Origin of the sequence: Marinobacter sp. AL4B (assembly GCF_019916045.1) — a bacterium.
Taxonomy (GTDB): Bacteria; Pseudomonadota; Gammaproteobacteria; order Pseudomonadales; family Oleiphilaceae; genus Marinobacter.
The window spans coordinates 1035130-1058899 of sequence record NZ_JAILWZ010000011.1 but is presented as its reverse complement, the minus strand read 5'-3'; the positions used below and the strand labels follow the sequence as shown (position 1 = coordinate 1058899).

Below are 23770 nucleotides of genomic sequence, written 5' to 3'. Positions count from 1 at the left end.
GTGACTGAACTGAGCCGAATCCGTAACTTTTCCATCATTGCCCACATCGACCACGGTAAATCCACGCTGGCGGATCGTTTCATTCAAAGCTGTGGCGGTTTGACCGAGCGTGAAATGGCCGCTCAGGTGCTTGACTCCATGGATCTCGAGAGAGAGCGGGGCATTACCATCAAAGCCCAGAGTGTAACGCTCAACTACACGGCTCGAGATGGCGAAACCTATAAGTTGAACTTCATCGACACACCGGGGCACGTGGACTTCTCGTACGAAGTTTCTCGATCTCTGTATGCCTGTGAAGGTGCGCTACTGGTTGTAGATGCTGGCCAAGGCGTAGAGGCGCAGTCAGTGGCCAATTGCTATACCGCGCTGGAGCAGGGGCTGGAGGTTGTTCCGGTACTGAACAAAATGGACCTTCCGCAGGCTGAACCAGAGCGTGTGGCGGCCGAAATTGAAGATATCATTGGTATTGAAGCGCAGGATGCCGTGCGTTGCAGTGCCAAAAGTGGTCTGGGCGTTGAAGATGTCCTTGAGGATCTGATCCAGAGGATTCCGCCTCCGAAAGGGGACCGCAGTGCACCTTTGCAGGCGCTGATTATTGACTCTTGGTTTGATAATTATCTGGGTGTTGTGTCGCTGGTGCGAGTCATCGAAGGGGTTTTGCGCAAGGGCGACAAGATTGTTATCAAATCGACGAATAAAGCCTGGAATGCTGACAAGGTCGGGATCTTTAATCCTAAACCGACGGATACCAATATTCTCGAAGCGGGCGACGTAGGTTTTGTCGTCGCTGGCATCAAAGATATTCACGGTGCGCCAGTAGGTGACACCATTGTGCATCAGAAGTACGCGGAAGAAACTCCGATGCTGCCGGGGTTCCAGAAGGTTAAGCCTCAAGTGTATGCGGGCTTGTTCCCGGTCAGTGCCGATGACTATGACGACTTCCGAGATGCGCTGGAAAAGCTGACCCTGAATGACGCTTCGTTGTTTTTCGAACCTGAAAACTCCGATGCTCTGGGATTTGGTTTTCGTTGCGGTTTCCTCGGCATGTTGCACATGGAAATTATCCAGGAGCGCCTGGAGCGGGAATACGACATCGATCTGATTACCACAGCCCCTACGGTCATATATGAAGTAGTGACCAAGCAGGGTGAGACGGTTTCGGTGGACAACCCGTCCCGGCTGCCCGATATTGGTTCTATCGAAGAAATGCGTGAGCCGATCGTTGAAGCCAATATTCTTGTGCCTCAAGAGCATTTGGGCAACGTCATTGCTCTGTGTGAAGAAAAACGGGGTGTTCAGAAAAACATGCACTTCATGTCATCTCAGGTGCAGCTCAGCTACGAGTTGCCGATGGCAGAAGTGGTTATGGATTTCTTCGATCGTATCAAATCCGCAAGCCGTGGCTTTGCATCGTTGGATTACCATTTTGTGCGTTTTCAAGACGCGAACCTGGTGCGTCTGGATGTATTGATTAACGGTGAGCGTGTGGATGCACTTGCCATCATCGTGCACCGTGATCTGGCTCACCGGAAAGGGCGTCAGCTGATCGAGAAGATGAAAGAGCTGATCCCGAGGCAGATGTTTGATATTGCAATTCAAGCGGCCATAGGTACCCAGGTGGTTTCTCGGGTAACCGTCAAAGCATTACGTAAAAACGTAACAGCCAAGTGTTACGGTGGTGATGTCAGCCGTAAGAAAAAGCTGCTTCAGAAGCAGAAGGAAGGCAAAAAACGTATGAAGCAGCTGGGTAATGTCGAGGTGCCTCAGGAAGCGTTTCTTGCTGTATTGAAAGTTGATAATTAATAAAACTAAGGCGCCCGATGGATATTGATTTTCCACTGGTATTGGTTGTTCTCACCTTTGTGACGGGTGTGGTCTGGCTGGCGGACAAGTTGTTTTTGCGACAACGTCGTCTTGCCAACAGGAGTGAACAAGCCGAAACGAGTAGTTCGGAAGAACCCGCAGAGCCTTGGCTGATTGATATCAGTCGCTCTTTTTTTCCAGTATTGGCCGTTGTGCTGGTGTTGCGTTCGTTCCTGATTGAGCCGTTTCAGATTCCATCAGGGTCTATGTTGCCCACGCTGGAAGTAGGCGATTTCATTTTGGTGAACAAATACGCCTATGGTCTGAGATTGCCCGTGGCCGGCACCAAAATTGTCGAGATCGGGGACCCGGAGCGTGGCGATGTTATGGTGTTCCGTTTTCCGGAGGACGGTGTCACCAATTACATCAAGCGGGTGATCGGTTTGCCGGGCGACACCGTGCGGTACCGTAACAAGCAGCTCTTTATCAATGGCGAACCCGTGGCTCGGGACTTTGTCGCACGATTGCCTCCTATGGAACGCTGGCGAGAAACCATGGGTAGTGTTGAGCATGACATCTACCTCACCATGGGGCGTGTGTCTGGCTCGGGAGAGGGAGAGTGGACAGTTCCTGAAGGACACTACTTTGTAATGGGTGACAACCGGGATAATAGTAACGACAGTCGTTTCTGGGGCACGGTGCCGGATGAACTGGTGGTTGGCAAGGCCTTCGGCATCTGGATGCACTGGAAATCTTTCACAAGTCTGCCATCTTTTGATCGAGTGGGTGGCATCGAATGATCTCGAAGATTTCGGAGCGAACACGAATGAAGAATGGATTTCCCAAGGGTATGAAGTATCAGCAAGGCAGCGGCTTGACGATGATGATCGTGGCCTTGTTTTTTGCCGGTTTGCTGACGTTCGCTCTTAAGGTGGGGCCGGCTTATCTTGATGACTTTACTATTCAGGAAGCCCTCGAAAATCTTGAAAATACCGACGGCCTGTCCAAAATGGGGCCGGCTCAGGTGCGAGGGGTTATTAACAAGCAATTAAGTGTGAACAACGTACGCGGTTTTGATGCCAAGAATATCACTGTTGATAAAGACGGAGATTTGGTGCTCATAAGCGTTGATTATGAGGTTCGCAACAACCTATTTGGCAGTGTCGACACCGTCGTTCACTTTCAACACGAGTATGAGTTTAAAGGCAAGTGAGTTCAAAACCAGATCTTGATCAACTTCAGCGCCGCATTGGCTATCAGTTTAAAGACCCTGATCGGCTGCTGCTGGCGCTTACCCACCGAAGCTTTGGCAACCAGAACAATGAGCGTCTGGAATTTCTTGGCGATTCTATCGTCAATATGGTGATCGCCGAGAACTTGTTTTTGAAGTTCGAAGCCGCCCGTGAAGGCCAGCTAAGCCGCCTCAGAGCCCGTATGGTAAAAGGCGTTACCCTTGCTGAAATCGGCCGCGAATTCCAGTTGGGACAGTACCTGAGATTAGGGTCCGGAGAGCTAAAGAGTGGCGGATTTCGCCGTGAGTCCATTCTGGCTGATGCCGTGGAATCCATCATCGGAGCCATCTACTTGGACAGCGATTTCTATACCTGCCGAGAGCAGGTCTTACGCTGGTTTACCGAGCGGCTGGCAGGTCTGGATGTACAGGATACCCAGAAAGACCCAAAAACCCGATTGCAGGAATATCTGCAGTCGCGTCAGTTCCCGTTACCGCGATACGAAGTTATCTCGGTGGATGGCGAAGCGCATAATCAGACGTTCCATGTTACGTGTGCGTTGTCGTCGCTGGACCGTAAAACCACTGGCACCGGCAGCAGTCGCCGAATTGCTGAGCAACAAGCCGCCCGCAGTGCCCTCAAGAAGCTGGGCGTGGAGAATTCATGAAGAACGATATAACCACCCCGGATAATCCGGACAGCCGTTGCGGATTTGTGGCAATCGTCGGACGCCCCAATGTGGGCAAATCGACACTGTTGAACCACATCCTCGGGCAAAAGCTCAGCATTACGTCTCGGAAGCCTCAAACCACTAGGCACCAGGTGCTGGGGATCAAAACCGAAGGGGATGTGCAGGCGATTTACGTTGATACGCCGGGTATGCATGAAGAAGAGCCAAGAGCGATCAACCGTTACATGAATAAAGCCGCAACCTCCGCGTTGGTGGATGTCGATGTGGTGGTGTTTGTGGTGGATCAATTGAATTGGACCACCGCTGACGAGATGGTTTTAGAGAAGCTGGAGCGCTTGAAGTGCCCGGTCATTCTGGCTATCAACAAGGTTGATAAGCTAGAGAAGCGAGAGTTGATGTTGCCGCATCTCGAAAGCTTGGCTGCAAAGCGGGATTTCGCCGAGATTATTCCGTTGTCAGCGCTGCGCGAGACTAACTTGGAGCCTTTGGAAGAAGCCGTTGGCCGTTTCCTGCCACAGAGTGTGCACTTTTATCCGGATGATCAGATTACGGATCGCAGTCAGCGCTTCATGGCTTCAGAGATGGTGCGGGAAAAAATCACTCGTCAGCTGGGCGCCGAGCTACCCTATTCGGTAGCAGTGGAAATTGAAGAATTTAAACAGCAAGGTAAGACTCTTCACATTTCTGCGTTGATTCTGGTGGAGCGTGACGGACAGCGAAAGATCATCATCGGCGACAAGGGCGCTCGGTTGCGTCAGATCGGCCAGGACGCTCGTATTGATATGGAGCGAATGTTCGATACGAAAGTCATGCTCAAACTTTGGGTTAAGGTAAAGCGTGGTTGGGCAGATAGCGACAGGGCCTTGAAAAGTCTGGGCATGAACGACCTCTGAGGTTGATATGAGAGGAGCGGTGCAACACGAACCCGCTTACGTCATCCATCGGCGGCCATGGCGGGAAACCGCATTACAGGTGGATATCTTCACCTTGAACCATGGCCGTATGAGCGTTATTGCCCGCGGTGGTAACAGCGCGAAAAGCCCCCTTAAAGCGCAGCTTCAACCGTTCCAGCCTTTGTTAATCGACTGGACGGGCAAAAGCGATCTTAAAACTCTGGTGCAACTGGAGTTACGAGAGGCACCTCGCCTGAACCAAACCCGAGCGTTGTATAGCGGGTTGTACATCAATGAACTTTTGCAGCGTGTTCTACCGCCTGCAGACCCCCATCCAGAGCTGTTTGCCAACTACATCGAGAGTCTTCAGGCCTTGGCTGGTGTTCAGGTGAACAGCGATGTCGAGCCGATATTGCGGCGTTTCGAGAGAGCCTTCGCAGGTGCTTTGGGTTACGATTTTTCATGGGATCAAACCACCGATACCGGCAGCCCGGTAGAGGTTGGGCGGTATTATGGTTATGATCCTGTTCAAGGCATTGTTTCTGCCAGTGGTGCTAACGTTCGTTTGGGGCGACTACCAGGCGAAGCCTTGATTGCGCTGGCGGGCGACGACTACAGCGATGAGTCGGCGCGTCGAACGGCTAAACGCGTGATGCGTGTGCTTGTCGACTTTCTGCTGCAGGGGAAGCCGCTCCACAGCCGAAGTTTATTCAGTCATTCCGTTTCTTCATCAGAGAGAACCTTATGAACCCCAGAGTGTTGCTTGGTGTAAACATTGATCATGTGGCCACTTTGCGAGAGGCGCGGGGCACCCGCTATCCCGACCCGGTGCAAGCTGCGCTGGTTGCCGAAGAGGCGGGTGCGGATGGCATCACCGTGCACCCCCGGGAAGACCGCCGACACATCCAGGATCGTGACGTATTGCTGCTGAAGGACGTGTTGCAGACGAAAATGAATTTGGAAATGGCGGTGACCGACGCCATGCTCACGTTTGCCGAGCAGGTGAAGCCAGAGTGTGTTTGCCTTGTGCCCGAGAAGCGCGAGGAGCTCACAACAGAAGGTGGGCTTGATGTTGTAGGGCAGGAAGAGCGCGTCGCGAAAGCGTGTGACCGATTGGCGAATATCGGGGCAGAAGTGTCGTTGTTTATTGATCCGGACCGGGCTCAAATAGATGCTGCGGTCCGTTGTGGTGCGCCGGTCATTGAACTGCACACCGGCGAGTATGCCGAGGCAAAAACGCCAGCTCGGGTCGAAGATACTGTAAAAATCCTCGAAGATGCAGTGGCTTATGCGTGTGAACAGGGCTTGATTGTTAATGCCGGGCACGGTTTGCATTACCACAATACGGAAAGAGTGGCGGCCATACCGGGCATTAATGAATTGAACATCGGGCACGCCATTGTTGCCCGCGCTTTGTTCTCAGGATTGAAAGACGCGGTGAAGGATATGCGCGCGATTTTGGATCGCGCGCGGGCCTGAATTGCTTAATAGGTTTCTGATCGACGTTGTTGTTCGCGGAAGAGTGTTTGCCAGTCGGTTTGCTCGCTCCAGTTCTGCAAGCGTTCGATCGAACAGGTGAGCTGATCTTTTAGAATTTCGCGGTCAGCTGCTTTGCATTTTAGTGCGGTTTCAAACCGATTGGCGGCGGCTCGCAGTTCGGGCACGCCGCAATATCGGGTTGCTCCGTGCAGCTTGTGGATGCACTCCAATAGTTCCTCATGATTTTCGCCATCCCACAACGCCTGAATCCTCGGGGCGTCGGAATGCAGCTGCTCCAGCAACATGCTGAACAGCTCTTCCGCCAGGTCGGCCTTGCCCGCAGCAAGCTGAATGCTTTCGCTAATACTCATGCAGTCTTGTTGTACGCGGCGATTTGACGGACGAAGGATGCGTCCAGTGTCCCGAATTTCGGAAATTTTAAACGATGTACCAGAAGCTTTGCAGTCATAGCCGGTGTATTCGCGCACCAGCTCATTCAATTGGCGGCTACTGATCGGTTTGGGCATATAACCGTCGAAACCCTGCTGTGACAGTCGCTCCTGCTCATCTGCCAGGGCATGGGCGGTTAGCGCAATGATCGGGGTGTAATGCGTGTCAGAATCCAAGTCCCGAATGCGTGCGGTCGCTTCAACGCCATCCATGCCCGGCATCTGCAAGTCCATGAAGACCAGATCAAACGGTTTTTTGCGAGCCTTTGTCAGGGCTTCGAAGCCACTGGACGCGCCTTCCGCATTGATCTTGCAGTCTTGAAGCAGTGTCATGACCAGTTTCAGGTTCGCGTCGTTATCATCGACTGCCAGGATGCGGGGCGCTTTCACCTGAGTGCGTTCCGGTGTCGAAGCCGGTGTGTCTTCACGATGACTTGAATGGATGCCATGTATCAGCGCCAGCAGCTCGTCGTAAAGCGAATCCCGGCAAATCGGCTTGGTCAGGTGGCCGCTGGATAAGCCTGAAAGCGGTGTTTCGAGTGTTTCAAGAGTGGGGGTTAAAAGTAGAGTTCGGCAGTCTCGTTCCACTTCCAGAGCGCGCAGTAAGTTGCCGTATTGGTTCGAATTCAACAAGTGGCGGGTGATGCCCACGATCGCGGCGCCGTAACCTTCTTGGTGCAATTGAGCTTCTTCAACGTGCTCCTGCAGTGCGGCCGGCGATGACACTCTGTCTACCACCATGCCCCAGTCCCGCAGCAGGTGTTCAACCGCAAGCCCGGTGGTTTTCTGTTGCTCAAGATAAATCACACGCTCACCGCGAAGCGCTTCTTTGGGCGGTCTGTTATCGGCCGGCGATGAAAGTTCCGGCGTGAGTGTGAACCAAAAGGTCGACCCTTTGCCAAGCTCGCTTTTAAGTCCGATCTCTCCACCCATTTCTTCCACCAGACGCTTGGAAATCGCCAGCCCCAGGCCGGTGCCGCCATACTGTCGGGCTGTCGAAGCGTCTGCTTGGCTGAAGGCGTTAAATAGCGACTGCTGCTGGGCACGAGATAGCCCCACCCCGGAGTCGGTGATGCTTAAGCGCAATGTGACGCGGTTGTTCTCGGCATCTTCTTCTTCAAGGCTGGCGCGCAAAACGACTTCACCGGTCTGGGTGAACTTGATGGCGTTGTTAACCAGATTGGTAATAACCTGTTTTACCCGTAAGGGGTCGCCGACAATGTGGTCGGGGACATCGTTGTAGACCAAGGGCACCAAGTCGAGGTTTTTTGCGTGTGCTGCCGGAGCCAGCATGGTCATGACTTCTTCGACAATATCTCTCAGCGGGAAGGGTACTCTGTCGAGTAACAACTTGCCGGCCTCGATTTTCGAGAAATCCAGAATGTCATTGATGATGGTGAGAAGAATTTCGGAGGATTTCCGAATTGTATTGAGGTGATCGCGCTGCTGGCGAGGCAGCGGGGTTTTCAGCAGCAGCTCTGTGAATCCGATTATACCGTTCAGCGGTGTACGGATTTCATGAGACATATTAGCCAGAAACTCGGATTTGATCCGGCTGGCTTCCAATGCTTCCTTGCGGGCAAAATCCAGCTCTATGTTCTGGATCTCAATGGTTTCCAGTGTTTCCCGCAGGTCTTCGGTGGCCTGATCGATGTTCTGCTGCATTTCCGCTTGGGCCTGGCCCAGCTCTGATGCCATATCATTCAGGCCGGATTCCAGCTGTTCAAACTCCGGGCCTGCGCCGGTATACACGCGGGTTTCCAGTTTGCCCTCTTTTAGCAATGCCACAGCCTCGTTTAACTGGAACACGGGGTCGGTGAAGGCACGGCTGAGGCGCATGGCAATGCCCATACTCAGGAAAACGCCGCCGATGATCATCAGAAGCGAAATCAACAAGGCTTTGTAGGTTTCTTTTTCTGTGCGGGTATGGGACATCTCAACCATCACCCAGCCCAGAGGGTTCTGGGCTCGAGAGGCAGTTAAGCGCGCCTCTGGATCGATCATGGTTTCTATGCTCAGGTCCTGCAGATGAACAGGGTTGATAAAGCGCGTGGTGTGATTGAGGGTCAGTTTAACTTCCTGATCGGGCTTAAAGGCGCTTGTCGGTATTGCCTCGGAACTGCCCGGGCCAGTGTGTAGAAGCCGCTTGCCTTCGGGAGTGAAGAAAGAGATTGAGCGAACGTCTTGCTCTTCCAGCAAGGCGTTGGAGAGGCTGCTGAGCAGACTGCGGTTGGCGGTAAACAGGCCATATTCGGAACCGGCTGCCAGTTGGCGAGAAAGGGATTCACCACGGTCGTGAAGCAGGCTCTCAATGTTGTTGATCCAACTGTGGGTAAAGAACAGGCCCAACAGTAGAGTTGTCACGAGGGTGGGAACGAGTGTTACCACCAAGACTTTTTTGCGAATGCCCCACCGCCGCATATCTTGTTCCTGTTATTCTCATGAGTTCCCGGCGATGCCGGGTAAGGCACGTTATTCTGTTATAGCCGGAGGTCATGGATATAGCGATAAGCTGTATTGGGACATAACGGCTATAGCGAGTATGATTCGACCCCGAAAGTGTATCACAGGGTTTCAATATGACTTTCCCCACTGTTGAAGATTATGTCGGCCACACCCCATTAGTGCGTTTACAGCGCTTGCCGGGTGACACCAGTAACGTCGTTCTGGCGAAGCTGGAGGGCAACAATCCTGCTGGCTCAGTGAAAGATCGACCTGCTGTCAGTATGATTCAGGAAGCGGAGCGCCGTGGTGACATTAGCCCCGGTGATACCTTGATTGAGGCAACGTCGGGCAACACTGGGATTGCTCTTGCTATGGCAGCGGCCATCAAGGGGTACCGGATGGTCTTGATTATGCCGGATAACTTGAGTGAGGAGCGCCGGGCGTCGATGCGCGCGTACGGGGCCGAGGTTATTAATGTCACTCCTGAAGTCGGCATGGAAGGTGCGCGGGATTTGGCGATCCGTATGGAAGCCGAGGGCAAGGGTAAGGTGCTGGACCAGTTCAGCAATCAGGACAATCCGCTGGCCCATTACCGCACCACTGGGCCGGAGATCTGGGAGCAGACTGAGGGGCGTGTGACCCACTTCGTCAGCTCCATGGGCACTACCGGTACCATAATGGGAGTGTCCCGTTACCTGAAAGAGCGTAATTCGGAGGTTCAGATTGTCGGGTTGCAGCCGGAAGAAGGTGCTTCTATTCCGGGGATCCGACGCTGGTCCGAAGCGTATCTGCCAAAAATTTTCGATGCCGCAAGAGTTGATTCCGTACTGGATATTGGCCAGCAGGAAGCGGAAGACACCATGCGAGCCCTAGCCAGAGAAGAAGGGATTTTTTGTGGTGTTTCATCCGGTGGTGCAATTGCGGCAGCGCTCCGGCTCTCCCGAGAGGTTGAAAACGCCGTAATCGTTGCCATTATTTGTGATCGCGGAGACCGTTACTTATCCACCGGTGTATTCCCGAGCGCCTGAGCCGGAAACTGACAAGAGACTATTTGATATGAGTAGACGCCGCCGTAAGGTTCTGCCGCAAGAACCCGTGCGTTGTGAGATTGAAAACCTTGGCCACGATGGCCGAGGTATTGCCCGTGCCGACGGAAAAGTCCAGTTCGTTGATGGCGGTTTGCCGGGCGAAACGGTGATGGCAAAAGTGGTGGGTAGCCGCAGTAAGTTTGATGAATTGCGCACTTTGGAAGTGTTGGAAGCGGCTCCGGATCGCCAGCAGCCACCGTGCAAATTTGCCGACTTGTGCGGCGGCTGCAGCCTGCAACACATGAGTGCCGACGCCCAGATACGCTTTAAGGAAAACACTCTGCGCGAGCATTTCGCGCACTTTGGCGGTATTGAGCCAGAAGAGTGGGTCGAGCCCATGCGTTCGCCTGAATCGCTGGGATACCGCCGTAAGGCACGCTTGGGAGTGCGTTACGTAAAAGCCCGGGAATCTGTCCTGGTTGGCTTCCGTGAGAAGCGCAACAGCTTTCTGACCGATATCGATGAGTGTGTGGTGCTGGATCCCCGTATTGGCGAGCGGATCATGCCGTTGCGCGAACTGTTGCACGGTATGGCAGCGTTTGATCGTATTGCACAAGTAGAGGTGGCGTGTGGTGATGATCATGCCGCTATGGTATTCCGCAATATGGATGCGCTGGTGCCGGAAGATCAGGAAAAACTGATCGCCTTTGGTCAGGCACATGACCTGCACATCTATCTTCAGCCGAAAGGCCCGGATACGGTTCATCGAATCTGGCCCGACTCTTCCGGTCGCGATGACGAGCGTTTGAGTTACCGCATGGAAGAGTTTGATCTGACTATGCAGTTCCATCCGATGGACTTCACGCAAGTGAATGCGGGGATCAACGGCAAGATGGTGCATCGTGCGGTGGAATGGCTTGATGTTCAGCCCGGTGAGCGGGTGTTGGATCTGTTCTGCGGTCTGGGCAACTTCACGTTGCCGCTGGCTCGAAAGGGTGGGCAGGTTGTTGGAGTGGAAGGCGACGATGCCATGGTGGTTCGTGGTCGTGAGAACGCCAAGCTGAACGGTTTGGAAAACGTAGAGTTTTTCGGGGCTGATTTGCATGGCGATTTCACCGATCAAAGCTGGGCCAAGGAGGGTTTTGATAAAATCCTGATTGATCCGCCTCGCTCTGGTGCCGAAGACATCTGTAAGTATCTGACGGCTTTCGGTGCCGATCAGATTGTGTATGTGTCGTGCAACCCGGCAACCTTGGCCAGAGATGCCGGTGTCATGGTGAATAATGGTTACCGCCTCGTGCGTGCGGGTGTGATGGACATGTTCCCGCACACGACTCACGTTGAGTCGATCGCCTTGTTCGAGCGCGATCAGCGTAAATGAGTTTGAAGTGTCCGGTTTTCTGAGATCAGGGTAGTTCCAGAAACACCGGGCCAGTATCAGGTAAGTCTTTACTATGGTTAAAGTTAGGGAAGATTACGGGGTAACCGGCGACGGCCAGGTGGACATTGGCCGTTGGGTTCATCGTATTGCGGAACAGACCCATTTGGAGAATCCGGATCAGTTACGCTTGGCCTGTGAAAAGGCCAAACGGATCGCATTGGAAGCGTTCCGTGAAGACCGCTTATGGGCGCCTGGTGCCAACAGTTTTCATACCGGCCTGGAGATGGCTCAGGTTCTGGCTGAATTGCACCTTGATCAGTCCAGTTTGGTCGCGGCCGTATTGTACCGTGCAGTGCGGGAAGAGCGGGTAGAGTTGGCAGAAATCCGAAAAGAATTTGGTGATGAAGTCGCCGGGTTGATCAATGGTGTTCAGCAGATGGCTGCGATCTCCTCGATTCATCATCCCCTGAAAGGCAACGTACTGGGGCAGAGCGAAGGGCAGCTCGATAATGTCCGTAAGATGCTGGTGACTATGATTGATGACGTCCGTGTGGCGTTGATCAAACTGGCCGAGCGCACCTGTGCAATCCGGGCGATTAAAGATACCACCGAAGAAAAACGCATGAAGGTGGCTCGGGAGGTGTTTGATATCTATGCACCTCTGGCTCACCGATTAGGCATCGGGCATATCAAGTGGGAGCTGGAGGACTTGTCCTTCCGTTATCTGCATGCCACCGCTTATAAAAAGATTGCTCGGCTGCTGGACGAAAAACGTCTGGATCGTGAGAGTTATATTCGCCGAGTACTCGAAACCCTGCAGGCCGAATTGAAAGCTTCTGGCATCAACGCCGAACTGAGTGGGCGAGCCAAACACATTTATAGTATCTGGCGAAAAATGCGGCGGAAGGGCATCGACTTCTCTCAGGTATACGATGTCCGGGCTGTTCGCATTCTGGTGCCGGAGGTACGGGATTGCTATGCGGTGCTGGGTATAGTGCATTCGCTATGGCGCCACATCCCGAATGAGTTTGACGATTATATCGCCAACCCAAAAGAGAACGGCTATCAGTCACTGCACACCGCAGTTGTCGGCGAGGAAGGGCGGGTGATGGAAGTCCAGATCCGTACCCATGCAATGCACGAAGAAGCCGAACTGGGCGTTTGTGCCCATTGGTTGTACAAAGGCACGGATACGAATAACAAGTCCAGCGGTTACGATGCCAAGATAAACTGGCTGCGTCAGGTTCTGGAATGGCAGGAAGAGTTGGGCGATTTGTCCGGCTTGGCCGACCATTTAAAATCGGATTTTGTGCCCGATCGAATCTACATCTTCACACCGGAAGGCCATGTGGTGGATTTGCCACAAGGCGCAACGGCGGTCGATTTTGCGTACCGCGTTCATACGGAGATCGGTCACTCTTGTCGTGGTGCTCGTGTTAACAGTCGCATAGTGCCGTTGACCTATCCGCTGAAAACGGGCGATCAGGTGTTTATCCTGACCTCGAACAACCCCGCACCCAGTCGCGACTGGTTGAATCCAAGCCTGGGCTACATACAAACCTCCCGTGCCCGGGCGAAGGTCACAAGCTGGTTTAAACAACAAGATCGCGGGCGCAATATTGTTGACGGTCGAGCCATTCTTGAAGATGAATTCAAGCGCCTGTCGCTCTACGACTTGAACCTGACCGACTTGGCCAAGCGGGTTAACTATCATTCCTCAGATGATATGTTTGCCGCCATCGGTGCCGGTGACTTGAGGCCCTCGCATGTGGCGAATGTGGCTCAGCAGATGTTGGAGCCGAAAACCGAACAGCTGGATTTGAAGCTGAGCCCGGCCCGAAAAAGCGGTTACAGCACGGATTCCGATATCCAGATTCGGGGTGTAGGCAATCTCAAGACGCAAGTAGCCAACTGCTGCAAACCCCTGCCTGGTGACCCCATTGGCGGCTACATCACCGTGGGTCGCGGCGTAACCGTGCATCGGCAAGACTGCCTTACGTTTTTGAATCTTCAGGAAGTTGAACCTAATCGCATCATCGAAGTTAACTGGGGCGGCCAGCCAGCGGCGGTGTATCCGGTTGAGATCGAGATTGAAGCCTATGACCGGTCTGGCTTGTTGAGGGATATCACGCAGGTCTTTTCGAACTCGAAGTGCGACGTGTTGTCACTGCAAACGCAGACCAACAAAGACGAAAATACGGCCACCATGCGGGTAACGGTGGAAATTTCCAGTCTTGAACAGTTGGCTCGCTTGCTGGCGCAGGTCCGTAATTTGCCGAACATTATCGACGTAAGGCGGAAACGCTCATGAGCTATTCGATCGACGATTTGAAAATCCTCATGGCGCGCCTGCGGGAGCCGGAAACCGGCTGCCCGTGGGATACCAAACAAACCTACAGCACGATCGTGCCTCATACGATCGAGGAAGCCTACGAGGTGGCCGATGCCATCGCCCGAGAGGATTTTCCACATTTGAAAGATGAGCTGGGTGACTTGCTGTTTCAGGTCATTTTCTACGGACAAATTGGCGAAGAAGACGGGCATTTTGATTTTGATGCCATCGTTGATCACTTGGTCCGTAAGCTCATTCGACGGCACCCGCATGTGTTTCCGGAAGGCACTCTGGACAGCCGGGTTGACCCAAATAATCGCCCGGACGAGGCATGGATCAAAGCCAGTTGGGAACGCATCAAAGCGGAAGAGCGGGCAAGTAAGCCGGCTACCGAGGAGCCGGTTAGTCGGCTTGATGGAATCGCCAGCACCTTGCCAGCCATTGCGCGGGCGGAGAAACTGCAAAAGCGTGCGTCCAATCATGGCTTTGACTGGCCCGACATAACGCCGGTGTTCGATAAGCTGCACGAAGAAATTGATGAGTTGAAAGAAGCCTGGCAGGCAGCAGAAGTGGGCACAGGGGATCGCGACGCGGTTGAAGACGAACTGGGTGACCTGATGTTTGTGTGTGTGAACCTGGCAAGGTTCATGAAAGTGAATCCCGAGCAAGCTCTGGAGCGAACTAATCGGAAATTTGATGCCAGATTTCGGGCCATCGAGCGTATTCTGTACTCGCAAGGGCGGGATCTGGACAGTGAAAGTCTTGAGGCGCTTGATGCTATTTGGCAACAAGTGAAAGGCGTAGAAAAAGGCTAACCTTAAGGCCTGATAGCGTTTTTTGCGAATCCTTAGTATCGTAAGTTCAGATTGTTTCTGCTTATTTAAAAGGAACTCCATGTGACTGAACTGCATCCTGACTTGCGAGAAAACGTGCGTTTACTGGGTGAATTGTTGGGCCAGAGCATTCAACGATTTCCCGGGCATGACTGTTACGATCGAATAGAGGAACTGCGGGCTGCAGCGAAAGCCGACCGACTTCAAGAAAGCGGTTCTGGCCAGCGCCTAGTGACCTTGCTCGGTCAGTTGAGTGATGATGAACTCCTTCCTGTTACCCGCGCCTTTAATCAGTTTCTGAACCTCGCCAACCTCGCAGAGCAGTACCACGGGATCCGTCGTAAGCAGGGGCATGCATCGGACCTGACGGTGGAATCGCTTGCCGACGTTTTCGAACGCTTGAAGGCTGGCGGTGTTGCACCCGAAGAGCTGCATCAAAAGGTAGCGGATTTGCACATAGAATTTGTGCTGACCGCGCACCCAACCGAAGTGGCTCGCCGCACCCTGATTATGAAGTATGACGAAATGTCGGATTGCCTGGAGAAGCTGGATCACAGCGACTTGCTTCCCGATGAGCGGGGCGACACGGTGAGCCGTCTGTCCCAATTGATCACCGAGGCGTGGCACACTGACGAAATCCGTTTCGAGCGGCCCACAGCGGTGGACGAAGCAAAATGGGGCTTTGCCGTTATCGAAAACAGCTTGTGGGAGGCGTTGCCGAGATTTCTGCGTAATCTGGACACGTCACTGCTTGATGCTTCAGGCAAAGGCCTGCCCATTGAAGCCACGCCGGTGCAGGTTGCTTCCTGGATGGGGGGGGACCGCGACGGAAACCCGAATGTTACCCATGAAGTGACTCAGGAAGTTTTTCTGCTCGGCCGCTGGATGGCGGCAGACCTTTATCTACGAGACATCAAGGCTTTACGTGCCGAATTGTCCATGTGGCAGGCCAGTGACGAATTGAAAGCTCAGGCCGGAGACTCGCGGGAGCCGTATCGAGTTGTTCTGGGCCAATTACGGGACCGATTGGTCAAAACTCGCGATTGGGCCGCCGCCTGTGCCAAAGGCGAAGCCGCCGACGATACCAACATACTGTTTGAAAACGAAGATCTGACGGCACCTCTGGAGCTTTGTTATCGGTCGCTGGTGGATTGCGGATTAGAACACATTGCCAACGGCCCGCTGCTGGATACCCTCCGCCGGGCGTATACGTTCGGGTTGCCTTTGATTCGTCTGGATATCCGCCAGGAAGCAGCTCGCCACGCGGAGGCAGTGGCGGAGATTGTCGATTACCTGGGTATGGGAGACTACACAGCCTGGTCCGAGCCTGAGCGGCAAGAATTCTTGTTGCGGGAGTTACAAGGGCGGCGGCCATTGGTGCCACGTGATTGGCAGCCTTCTGAAGCGGTTAGGGAAGTGTTGGCTACTTGCGAAGTAGTTGCCAAGCAGACGCCGGAGGCGTTGGGTTCATACGTCATCTCGATGGCCAGTCAGCCGTCGGACGTGCTCAGTGTCATCCTGCTGTTGCGAGAAGCGGGCATGCAGTTTCCCATGAGGGTTGTGCCCCTGTTTGAAACCCTGAGCGACCTGCAAGGTGCGCCGGATGCTATGGCGGCGTTGTATCAGGTGGATTGGTACCGAGAGTATTGTCGCGGTCGACAGGAAGTGATGATCGGTTATTCAGATTCGTCTAAAGATGCGGGCCAAATGATGGCGGCCTGGGCTCAGTACCAAGCGCAGGAAAAGCTCACAGAGGTGGCCAGCCAGTACGGCGTGCATCTGACGTTGTTCCATGGCCGTGGTGGTACGGTTGGCCGGGGTGGTGGTCCCGCCAATAGGGCGATTCTGTCGCAACCTCCCGGTTCCGTGAATGGTAGTTTCAGGATTACCGAGCAAGGCGAGATGATTCGATTCAAGTTCGGCTTGCCGAAGCTGGCGGTGCAAAGTCTGACACTCTATACCACCGCTGTGGTTGAGGCGACGCTGGCACCACCTCCGGTACCGAAGGATAGCTGGCGAGAGGTAATGGATTGGCTGACGGACATCTCGCTCAAATCCTATCGCGATGTGGTGCGGGAGAATCCGGACTTTGTGCCTTATTTCCGTCAGGTAACCCCGGAAACCGCTCTGGGTAAGCTGGCTCTTGGGAGCCGGCCAGCCCGGCGCAAGCCTACCGGTGGTGTCGAGAGTTTGCGGGCGATTCCCTGGATCTTCGCTTGGACTCAGATGCGTTTGATGCTGCCGAGTTGGTTGGGCAGTGATGTCGCGCTCGAAGAAGCTGCTCGCCAAAATCGTTTGCCTGAGTTACGGGAAATGATGAAAGGATGGCCGTTTTTTAGAACCTACGTAGATATGCTTGAAATGGTATTGGCCAAAGCGGATCTGCGAATTGCCACCTATTACGAGCAGACCCTTGTGCAGGACGACACTCTGAAAGCCCTTGGGTCTAATCTGCGGGAGCGTTTGCACGGGTGCGTTGAGCGCTTGCTAGAGCTGAAAGAACAAGAAAGTCTGCTGGAGGATGAGCCGGTTTTCGCCCACTCAATGCGGGTGCGAAACCCCTATACCGATCCATTGCATTACCTTCAGGCCGAATTGTTGCGCCGAGACCGGGAGAGCGAGGGTAAAACTAACGTGCCCGAGCTCGTTGAGCGGGCTCTTAAAGTGACGATGGCCGGCATATCGGCCGGCATGCGTAACACCGGTTAACATCCGGCGAGGGTGCATGGCTAGGGCCTTGCATCAGTTGTGATCATTAAAGGGGTAGGTGCTGTTGGCAGTGGTAGAGAAGCTGGAGCTTTTTCTGAGTCGAAAAGGGATTGTCTATCGGCCCGTTGAGACCGAACCAGCCAACAGTCTGGATGCCTTGGTGCTTGCGTCAGGACGATCTCAGCACGACTTCGTTCAGAGCACGATATTGCTCGACATGAGCGGCGTAGTGATGGCTGTGCACCGGTTTGACAGTACGCTGGATTTGGATGCCGTACAGCAGGTAACCGGGCGACGTCTGAAGCCGTTGACCGCCCGCCAGATAAGCCGGTTGTTCAGTGATTGCGCGCCCGGTTTTGTGCCGCCTTTGGGTGCGGCATGGGGGATTCCGGTGCTGGTGGATGAAGACGCGATTTCTGCCGACACGGTTGTTTTTACAGGCGGGGTGAACCATTCATTGCTAGAGATGGATGGCCGCTCATTGAGACTTGCACTGGCGGGAGCAAGAGTGGGGCGATTGGTGATCCATGGTCAGGGCGTGGGCCAGCGTGAAGCCCTGACGCTCGAGCAAGTGGCCGACAAGCTCCAGAAGCTTTACCGTTTGCCTCCGATGCCAGCATTGGCACTGCGCATTCTCAGGCTTACCGGCAACCCAGAGGCTTCAGCGAAGGAGTTGTCGGAGCTGATCGAGTTCGACCCCAGTATGACGGCGCAAATTATGCGGTATGCCCGTTCCGCTTTGTTTGCCTACCCTGGGCAGATAAATACGGTTCAAGAGGCTGTGACCCGAGTTCTTGGGTTTGATCGCGTGGCTCACATTGCGCTCGGGATAGCCTCGGTCCAGGCTTTTGATGTGCCACGCAAGGGGCCTTTGGGGATGGACAATTTCTGGCGACATTCTTTGTATTGTGCTTTCCTGTGCCAGGGTTTTGCTGCCCGAGCCGGGCTTGATAAAGGTCTGGCTTATCTGTGTGGGTTGTTGCACAACTTCGGTTTATTGCTGGTAGGGCATCTGTTCCCGACCGAATTTGATGAGCTGAACGCGCTCAGAGAAATTAATCCCGAAGCCAGTCTGCAGGCGCTGGAGCAGGAGGTTCTGGGGCACAGTGAGCAGGAAGACATTCTTTCGGTGGGGCACGGGGCTATCGGTGGTATCCTGCATCGTCTCTGGCAGCTGCCAGAGCCTGTGATCAAAGCGGCGGGCATGCACCAATTTATTGGATACAACGGCGATCATGAGGAATATGTTGTGATGGTCCAACTCGCCAATGCTGTGTTGAAAGAGCACGGAATCGGGGATGAGTTTAATGCTGATGATGTGCCGGCTCTGGTTGCAATGTTAGGGTTGGATTTAGCCGATTTAGAACGGGTGAAACAAGACGTAGAGCAAGTATCTTCCGACTTGGATGTGCTCGCATCCTCCTTGTCTTCTTGAGCCAATCGGCCTCGCTTAAGCCAGCTACATACACTTTGAATTTATTTAAAATACGCGATGATACAGAGGTCGACTTTCTCTGCAGGGGCTGAGTTCGTATAATGCGGCCTCGATTCTCGTCTGGACCTGCTGAAACCGCCAGACGATTTCGGAGAAGTTGTCGCAAAAACGTGGGTTTTTGCAACAGCTTTTCGCACGACAATTTAAGACAACGGGAGTACAACGTTATGAAAATCATCATGCTAGGCGCGCCAGGTGCGGGCAAGGGCACTCAAGCCCAATTTATCACCAGCCAGTTCGACATCCCTCAGATCTCGACCGGTGACATGCTGCGCGCTGCCGTTAAAGCGGAATCAGAGCTGGGCAAACAGGTGAAAGAAGTGATGGCTTCCGGTGGTTTGGTGTCTGATGACATCATTATCGCGCTGATTGAAGAGCGCATTCAGCAGCCTGATTGCAAAAACGGCTACCTGCTGGATGGCTTCCCGCGCACGATTCCCCAGGCTGAAGCGCTGAAGGATCAGGGCATTGATATCGATTATGTGGTGGAAATCGCTGTAGACGACGAAGAAATTGTCAGTCGCCTGTCTGGCCGCCGCGTCCACGAAGGCAGTGGCCGTATCTATCACGTGGAATACGATGCCCCGAAGGTTGCTGGCAAAGACGACGAAACCGGCGAAGATCTGGTTCAGCGTGAAGATGATAAAGAAGAAACCGTGCGTAAGCGTTTGGGTATTTACCACGACCAGACTGCGCCGCTGATCGGTTTTTATCAGGGGTGGGCTGAGAAGGCACCTGCCGACGCGCCTAAGTATGTGCGTGTTGAAGGGGTAGGCAGTCTGGATAGCATTCGTAACCAGATCCTGTCACAACTTAAGTAATTGAAACCGGGGTAGCCGCGGAGGCTTAATCTGTGAAGTTGTTAGCACTGGATACGTCTTCCGAAGGCTGCTCCGCCGCTCTGTGGCTGGATGGCCAGATTACCGAGCGGTTTGAACTGGCCCCCAGAGGCCATACCCGCCTTTTAATGCCTATGGTTCGCGAGCTGCTCGCAGAACAGGGGCTGAAACCTTCAGATCTGAATGCCTTAGCCTTTGCTCGTGGGCCGGGTTCGTTTACCGGTTTGCGCATCGCCACCGGCGTCATCCAAGGTTTAGCCTGGGGGCTTGATTTGCCGGTTGTACCGGTATCGTCCTTGGCTGTTGTGGCTCTTAACGCAATTGAAGAGCACCAATTATCCGACGGCAGTGGTGTTGCGGTCGCGTTCGATGCGCGCATGAGTGAGGTGTATTGGGCGACTTTTACCTGCCGTGAGGGATTGCCTGTTTTATTGGGTGACGAGCGTGTGTGTCATCCGGATAAGGTCAGCTTGCCTGATTCAGTTCGGATCAGCGATGGCTGGTTTGGGGCAGGGCAAGGATGGAAGTTTCGGAATGACATGCCGGAAGCTGTTGAAACCCGTATAAGCTCTGCTGACTCTTCTCTCGTGCCAAGGGCGGCTCATGTTGCTCGCTTGGCGATCCCCGGATTTCATGCGGGTCAGGCGGTTCCTGCGGAGCAGGCCCAGCCAGTGTACGTCCGTGATGAAGTCACCTGGAAAAAACTCCCAGGGCGGGAATAGTCTCGGGAGACCACTGCCATGGCTGATAGCTCACCTGTAAACACTGCGCCTCTCGAAGACATTGTTGCCGTTGGATGCACCCCGTTGGGAGACAGCCATGGCGCCAAAAATCTAGCCGACGAGCTGGGGCTGACGTGGCTGGGCTTGGTAAAACCAAAGCTCGTCAGAGATTTCCCTGTATTGCTTATTATGGATGACCAGGGGCTGGCCCTTCAGTTAACCGGAAAGGGTGCTCCCGGCCCCGTCAGGGCTGAGTTCGTGACCGGAAAGATGGGTTATCGGCGCGAACATGGTGGTGGCACCGGTCAGCTGGTGGCCCGCGCGGTGGGGTTGCAGAAAACCAAAGCCGAGTTGCACGTACTCGATGCCACTGCAGGATTGGGGCAAGACGCGTTCGTGTTGGCAGGGTTGGGCTGCAAGGTAACGCTGTTTGAGCGGAATCCGGTTATTCATGCGTTGTTGGCAGACGGCCTGGCACGCGCTGCACTAAATGCGGAATGTGCCACCGTGGTTCAGCGCATGCATTTGCAGACAGGCAATTCTGTGGATTGGCTGCGAGACGCTGGCAGCGACGTTGCGGATGTGGTGTATCTGGACCCTATGTTTCCGCATCGAGATAAATCGGCGTTGGTGAAAAAAGAAATGCAGGTGTTCCGACAGGTGGTTGGCGATGACGACGATTCGGAACAACTGTTGGAGGCAGCACTGGCTGCGGCTCGTTATCGGGTGGTGGTCAAACGGCCCCGTAAGGCGCCGTCCGTCACCGGACCGAAACCGGCAACGCAGGTGGAAGGAAAAAGCAGTCGTTACGATATTTATCCGCTAAAAGCCCTGCCGAGCTGACACGGGTTCAGCCCGGTAGGGATTCATCGTTCAGGCATCCATCATGGTAATTTGTTGAATAGCCTGGCGCTTCTCGACACTCAGCACTAGGCGCGCATCTTCAGCGACCTCATCCAGCCCTTCTCCGTAACACAGCCGGCCTTCTTCATCCGCAATGAGTACGTCGTTTTTCTGCATGTTGGCGATGAAGCTTCGGAACAGGGTTTTGTCGAAAAATTCCGGAGCATTCAGGCCGAACAAAATCGACATTCGCTCAGCTAGCAACGTGCTCTGTTCTTCCAGTTCAGCCGCAGTCAGTTTGCCCGAACCGTACTTGCGCAGAATGCCCAGAGCGATGTGATAACGCTCGAGGGTCTGTATGACAAAACGCGACAGAATCCGTGCTCGCAACATCGCCTCGGTGCCTTCTTCCGGTCGGCTGAGCTTATCGTCTTCAAGGGCGACAAGAAGCCCTTGCTGGATCAAAACATCAATCCATTCATGGATGATGTTTTCGATCTCGTCTTGTGAATACCGAAGGAAAAGCTCCGACTGCAGATAAGGGTAGGCGACGCTTGCCAGGAAAACGATTTTCTCGCGGCGTAGGCAGGCCTTGTTCTCAAACAGGCTGACAATCAGTGCCGGGAGGGCAAACAGGTGCTGGATATTGTTGCGATAGTAGGTCATTAAGATGGCGTTGGAGCCTTCCAGCGAAATGATATCACCCAGCTTTTGCGGCAAACGGTTGACCAGACCCATGCCCTCACAGTAAGTCAGCCAGTCTCGGGCATTGCCTTCCGGTAGAGTCACAGTGTCGGCGTAAGGGAAAGCCTTGAGCATGCTGGCAAACTGGTCCATCAGGCGCACCAACTGGCCTTCGTCCATCGCCATGCGTTCGGTGCCAAGCAAAACGGTGGCTGTGATGCCAATGGGATTGACCGCGACCGCCGCATTGATGTTGCCCGCTACCCGCTGAGACAGTTCCGATACCGCATCGGGGAGCCAGTCTGGCCGATACTCTGCATCGTATGCTTCTTCGCGCCAAGTGTCGCGAACATCGTCCAGCACGTTCGCCAGAGGGATAGGGTCGCCGAAGTTCAAGGAAACCCGGCCAAACGAGTTGCTGAGCTTACGGACGGTTTTGGCAAGCCCGAACACGCTTTCTTTTTGCTTCTTTTTACCACGCAGCTCTCCGAGATAGGAGCGACCTTCCATCACCTTCTCGTATCCGATGTAGACGGGCACAAAAACAATGGGTTTACGATTGTCGCGCAGGAAACTGCGTACCGTCATCGCCAGCATGCCGGGCCTGGGTGGCAGCATTCGCCCGGTTCGGGAGCGACCACCCTCTACAAAGTATTCAACCGAATAACCCCGGGTGAACATCACGTGCATGTATTCGTTGAACACTGTGGCATACAACGGGTTGTCCTTGAAGCTGCGGCGCATGAAGAAGGCACCACCACGGCGAAGGATAGGGCCTACGACGGGCATATTTAGATTGATGCCGGCTGCAATGTGGGGTGGCATCAGCCCGTTTTTATACAGCACGTAAGACAACAAAAGATAATCGATGTGGGAACGGTGACAGGGCACATAAACAACTGAACTGTCCTGTGCAACCTCTTTAGCAACCTGAATGTTGTTAATAGCAATGCCGTTGTAGATGCGATTCCAGAGCCATGCGAGCACTCGTTCCATAAAACGGATGGTGACAACGGACATGCTGGCAGCAATCTCATCGGCGTACTTGAAGGCTCGCGCACGAACTTTTTCAGGAGCGATGTCTTCTGTCGCGGCGGTTTCCCGTATGGCTTCTTTTACCGCAGGGGTGCGCAGTAGACCTTCCACGAGTGTGCGGCGATGGGATAGGTCTGGCCCGAGAACGGCTTGGCGCACGCGCCGGAAATGGGTGCGTAGAATGCGGCCCAGTTTACGTCGGGCTTTCTCTTCATTGTCGCGGTACTCATCGATAACCTTGTTGAGCGACAACGGCTGGTTGAACTGTACGTAGGTGTCACGGCCGTGAACCAGGATCAATAGTAGCTTTTGTAATCGGCCGGCAACGGACCAGGTATCGGAAAGCAAAAGTTTGACCAGCGATTTCTCCTTGTCGGGAGAACGGCCCCAGAACAGCGATACAGGGACTATCTGTACGTCTTTTTCCGGGTGTTTAACGCCGAATTTGACGAGCTCACTGAACTCTTGAGTCGGCACTGGCTTCTGTCGGCCGCCCCGGAACAGGCCGCCCACACGTTGATAAAGAAAGAAGAACGAATGGGTAGAGCTGTTCTTGACCGGAAGTTCAGGGGCGGGGCCAGACAGCTTGGCGCGAACCACTTCTTGCTCCAACACCAAACGGCTCGATAGCGAGCTGTACTGGAGCACGTAGCACACGGGTTTTTCAGGATCGAGCCCGAGATCTTCTAACGTGTTGCCGCTGACGTCTGTGCGAACCCATAAAAACAGGATTTTGCGGAAAAAACACAGGATCAGGCTGCGAACGCCCTGATAAAATCGCATAAGGTGTAACTCCGGACCTAGAAACAGTGGCCAAGTTTAACGGGTTGTTGCGAGGGCGAAAAGTCGTATAGACATTCTTGCCAATGAATTCGAT

18 protein-coding genes are annotated in these 23770 nt (G+C 53.9%); 16 read left to right on the top strand and 2 right to left on the bottom strand.

Annotation, left to right across the window (positions count from 1 at the left end; all coding sequences use genetic code 11):
* Genes lepA through pdxJ form a run of 7 tightly spaced genes read left to right on the top strand, consistent with a single transcriptional unit; the run spans position 1 to position 6098 of the window.
* The gene (gene lepA, locus K5L82_RS08920; RefSeq protein ID WP_133007605.1) at positions 1 to 1803 is read left to right on the top strand and encodes a translation elongation factor 4; all 1803 of its coding nucleotides are present in this window, start codon (positions 1 to 3) and stop codon (positions 1801 to 1803) included.
* 17 nt (positions 1804 to 1820) lie between these two features.
* Positions 1821 to 2603 carry a signal peptidase I gene (lepB, locus tag K5L82_RS08915; protein ID WP_133006260.1) on the top strand — a complete coding sequence of 261 codons (783 nt, stop codon included), beginning with the start codon at positions 1821 to 1823 and terminating at the stop codon, positions 2601 to 2603.
* Entirely contained in the window at positions 2600 to 3016 is a 417-nt protein-coding gene (locus K5L82_RS08910; protein WP_410505851.1) for a DUF4845 domain-containing protein, read from the top strand. The genes lepB and K5L82_RS08910 overlap by 4 nt, the downstream gene beginning before the upstream one ends.
* On the top strand, positions 3013 to 3702 hold the full coding sequence (gene rnc / locus K5L82_RS08905; RefSeq protein ID WP_133006259.1) for a ribonuclease III: 690 nt from the start codon (positions 3013 to 3015) through the stop codon (positions 3700 to 3702). The genes K5L82_RS08910 and rnc overlap by 4 nt, the downstream gene beginning before the upstream one ends.
* A complete protein-coding gene (gene era / locus K5L82_RS08900) occupies positions 3699 to 4619 on the top strand; it encodes a GTPase Era (RefSeq protein ID WP_223133870.1) in 921 nt (306 codons plus the stop codon). The genes rnc and era overlap by 4 nt, the downstream gene beginning before the upstream one ends.
* A gap of 7 nt (positions 4620 to 4626) precedes the next feature.
* Entirely contained in the window at positions 4627 to 5367 is a 741-nt protein-coding gene (recO, locus tag K5L82_RS08895) for a DNA repair protein RecO (RefSeq protein ID WP_223133869.1), read from the top strand.
* A complete protein-coding gene (gene pdxJ, locus K5L82_RS08890; RefSeq protein ID WP_133006256.1) occupies positions 5364 to 6098 on the top strand; it encodes a pyridoxine 5'-phosphate synthase in 735 nt (244 codons plus the stop codon). The genes recO and pdxJ overlap by 4 nt, the downstream gene beginning before the upstream one ends.
* 5 nt (positions 6099 to 6103) lie before the next feature.
* Here the strand turns inward: pdxJ and K5L82_RS08885 are convergent, their stop codons facing one another.
* The gene (locus K5L82_RS08885) at positions 6104 to 8968 is read right to left on the bottom strand and encodes an ATP-binding protein (RefSeq protein ID WP_223133868.1); all 2865 of its coding nucleotides are present in this window, start codon (positions 8966 to 8968) and stop codon (positions 6104 to 6106) included.
* Positions 8969 to 9126: 158 nt separating this feature from the next.
* On the opposite strand from K5L82_RS08885, the gene cysM reads away from it, so the two are divergent.
* The 9 genes from cysM (at position 9127) to K5L82_RS08840 (ending at position 21174) form a co-directional block, all read left to right on the top strand.
* Complete coding sequence (cysM, locus tag K5L82_RS08880; RefSeq protein WP_223133867.1) at positions 9127 to 10020, top strand: cysteine synthase CysM; 894 nt, start codon at positions 9127 to 9129, stop codon at positions 10018 to 10020.
* 28 nt (positions 10021 to 10048) lie between these two features.
* Entirely contained in the window at positions 10049 to 11401 is a 1353-nt protein-coding gene (gene rlmD, locus K5L82_RS08875; RefSeq protein WP_133006253.1) for a 23S rRNA (uracil(1939)-C(5))-methyltransferase RlmD, read from the top strand.
* 73 nt (positions 11402 to 11474) lie between these two features.
* On the top strand, positions 11475 to 13712 hold the full coding sequence (gene relA, locus K5L82_RS08870; protein ID WP_133006252.1) for a GTP diphosphokinase: 2238 nt from the start codon (positions 11475 to 11477) through the stop codon (positions 13710 to 13712).
* Entirely contained in the window at positions 13709 to 14548 is an 840-nt protein-coding gene (gene mazG, locus K5L82_RS08865; protein ID WP_223133866.1) for a nucleoside triphosphate pyrophosphohydrolase, read from the top strand. Before relA ends, mazG begins: the two co-directional genes overlap by 4 nt.
* An 81-nt stretch (positions 14549 to 14629) precedes the next feature.
* A complete protein-coding gene (ppc, locus tag K5L82_RS08860; protein ID WP_223133865.1) occupies positions 14630 to 17275 on the top strand; it encodes a phosphoenolpyruvate carboxylase in 2646 nt (881 codons plus the stop codon).
* A 64-nt stretch (positions 17276 to 17339) separates the two neighbouring features.
* A complete protein-coding gene (locus tag K5L82_RS08855) occupies positions 17340 to 18710 on the top strand; it encodes an HDOD domain-containing protein (protein WP_223133864.1) in 1371 nt (456 codons plus the stop codon).
* Positions 18711 to 18937: 227 nt separating this feature from the next.
* Positions 18938 to 19591 (top strand): adenylate kinase, encoded by a 654-nt coding sequence (adk, locus tag K5L82_RS08850; RefSeq protein ID WP_133006248.1) that lies wholly within the window; start codon positions 18938 to 18940, stop codon positions 19589 to 19591.
* A gap of 32 nt (positions 19592 to 19623) precedes the next feature.
* A complete protein-coding gene (gene tsaB, locus K5L82_RS08845; protein ID WP_223133863.1) occupies positions 19624 to 20331 on the top strand; it encodes a tRNA (adenosine(37)-N6)-threonylcarbamoyltransferase complex dimerization subunit type 1 TsaB in 708 nt (235 codons plus the stop codon).
* An 18-nt stretch (positions 20332 to 20349) separates the two neighbouring features.
* Complete coding sequence (locus tag K5L82_RS08840; RefSeq protein ID WP_223133862.1) at positions 20350 to 21174, top strand: class I SAM-dependent methyltransferase; 825 nt, start codon at positions 20350 to 20352, stop codon at positions 21172 to 21174.
* A 30-nt stretch (positions 21175 to 21204) separates the two neighbouring features.
* Here K5L82_RS08840 and plsB read toward each other — a convergent pair whose 3' ends face one another.
* Positions 21205 to 23676, bottom strand: coding sequence for a glycerol-3-phosphate 1-O-acyltransferase PlsB (gene plsB / locus K5L82_RS08835; protein ID WP_223133861.1), 2472 nt, complete (start codon positions 23674 to 23676; stop codon positions 21205 to 21207).
* Positions 23677 to 23770: the final 94 nt, after the last annotated feature.

Coding starts and splice junctions, on each gene's coding strand:
- adk (WP_133006248.1), top strand. CDS start 18,938: ATGAAAATCATCATGCTAGGCGCGCCAGGTGCGGGCAAGGGCACTCAA.
- K5L82_RS08840 (WP_223133862.1), top strand. CDS start 20,350: ATGGCTGATAGCTCACCTGTAAACACTGCGCCTCTCGAAGACATTGTT.
- lepB (WP_133006260.1), top strand. CDS start 1,821: ATGGATATTGATTTTCCACTGGTATTGGTTGTTCTCACCTTTGTGACG.
- plsB (WP_223133861.1), bottom strand. CDS start 23,676: ATGCGATTTTATCAGGGCGTTCGCAGCCTGATCCTGTGTTTTTTCCGC.
- cysM (WP_223133867.1), top strand. CDS start 9,127: ATGACTTTCCCCACTGTTGAAGATTATGTCGGCCACACCCCATTAGTG.
- era (WP_223133870.1), top strand. CDS start 3,699: ATGAAGAACGATATAACCACCCCGGATAATCCGGACAGCCGTTGCGGA.
- rlmD (WP_133006253.1), top strand. CDS start 10,049: ATGAGTAGACGCCGCCGTAAGGTTCTGCCGCAAGAACCCGTGCGTTGT.
- K5L82_RS08910 (WP_410505851.1), top strand. CDS start 2,600: ATGATCTCGAAGATTTCGGAGCGAACACGAATGAAGAATGGATTTCCC.
- pdxJ (WP_133006256.1), top strand. CDS start 5,364: ATGAACCCCAGAGTGTTGCTTGGTGTAAACATTGATCATGTGGCCACT.
- mazG (WP_223133866.1), top strand. CDS start 13,709: ATGAGCTATTCGATCGACGATTTGAAAATCCTCATGGCGCGCCTGCGG.
- relA (WP_133006252.1), top strand. CDS start 11,475: ATGGTTAAAGTTAGGGAAGATTACGGGGTAACCGGCGACGGCCAGGTG.
- recO (WP_223133869.1), top strand. CDS start 4,627: ATGAGAGGAGCGGTGCAACACGAACCCGCTTACGTCATCCATCGGCGG.
- K5L82_RS08885 (WP_223133868.1), bottom strand. CDS start 8,968: ATGCGGCGGTGGGGCATTCGCAAAAAAGTCTTGGTGGTAACACTCGTT.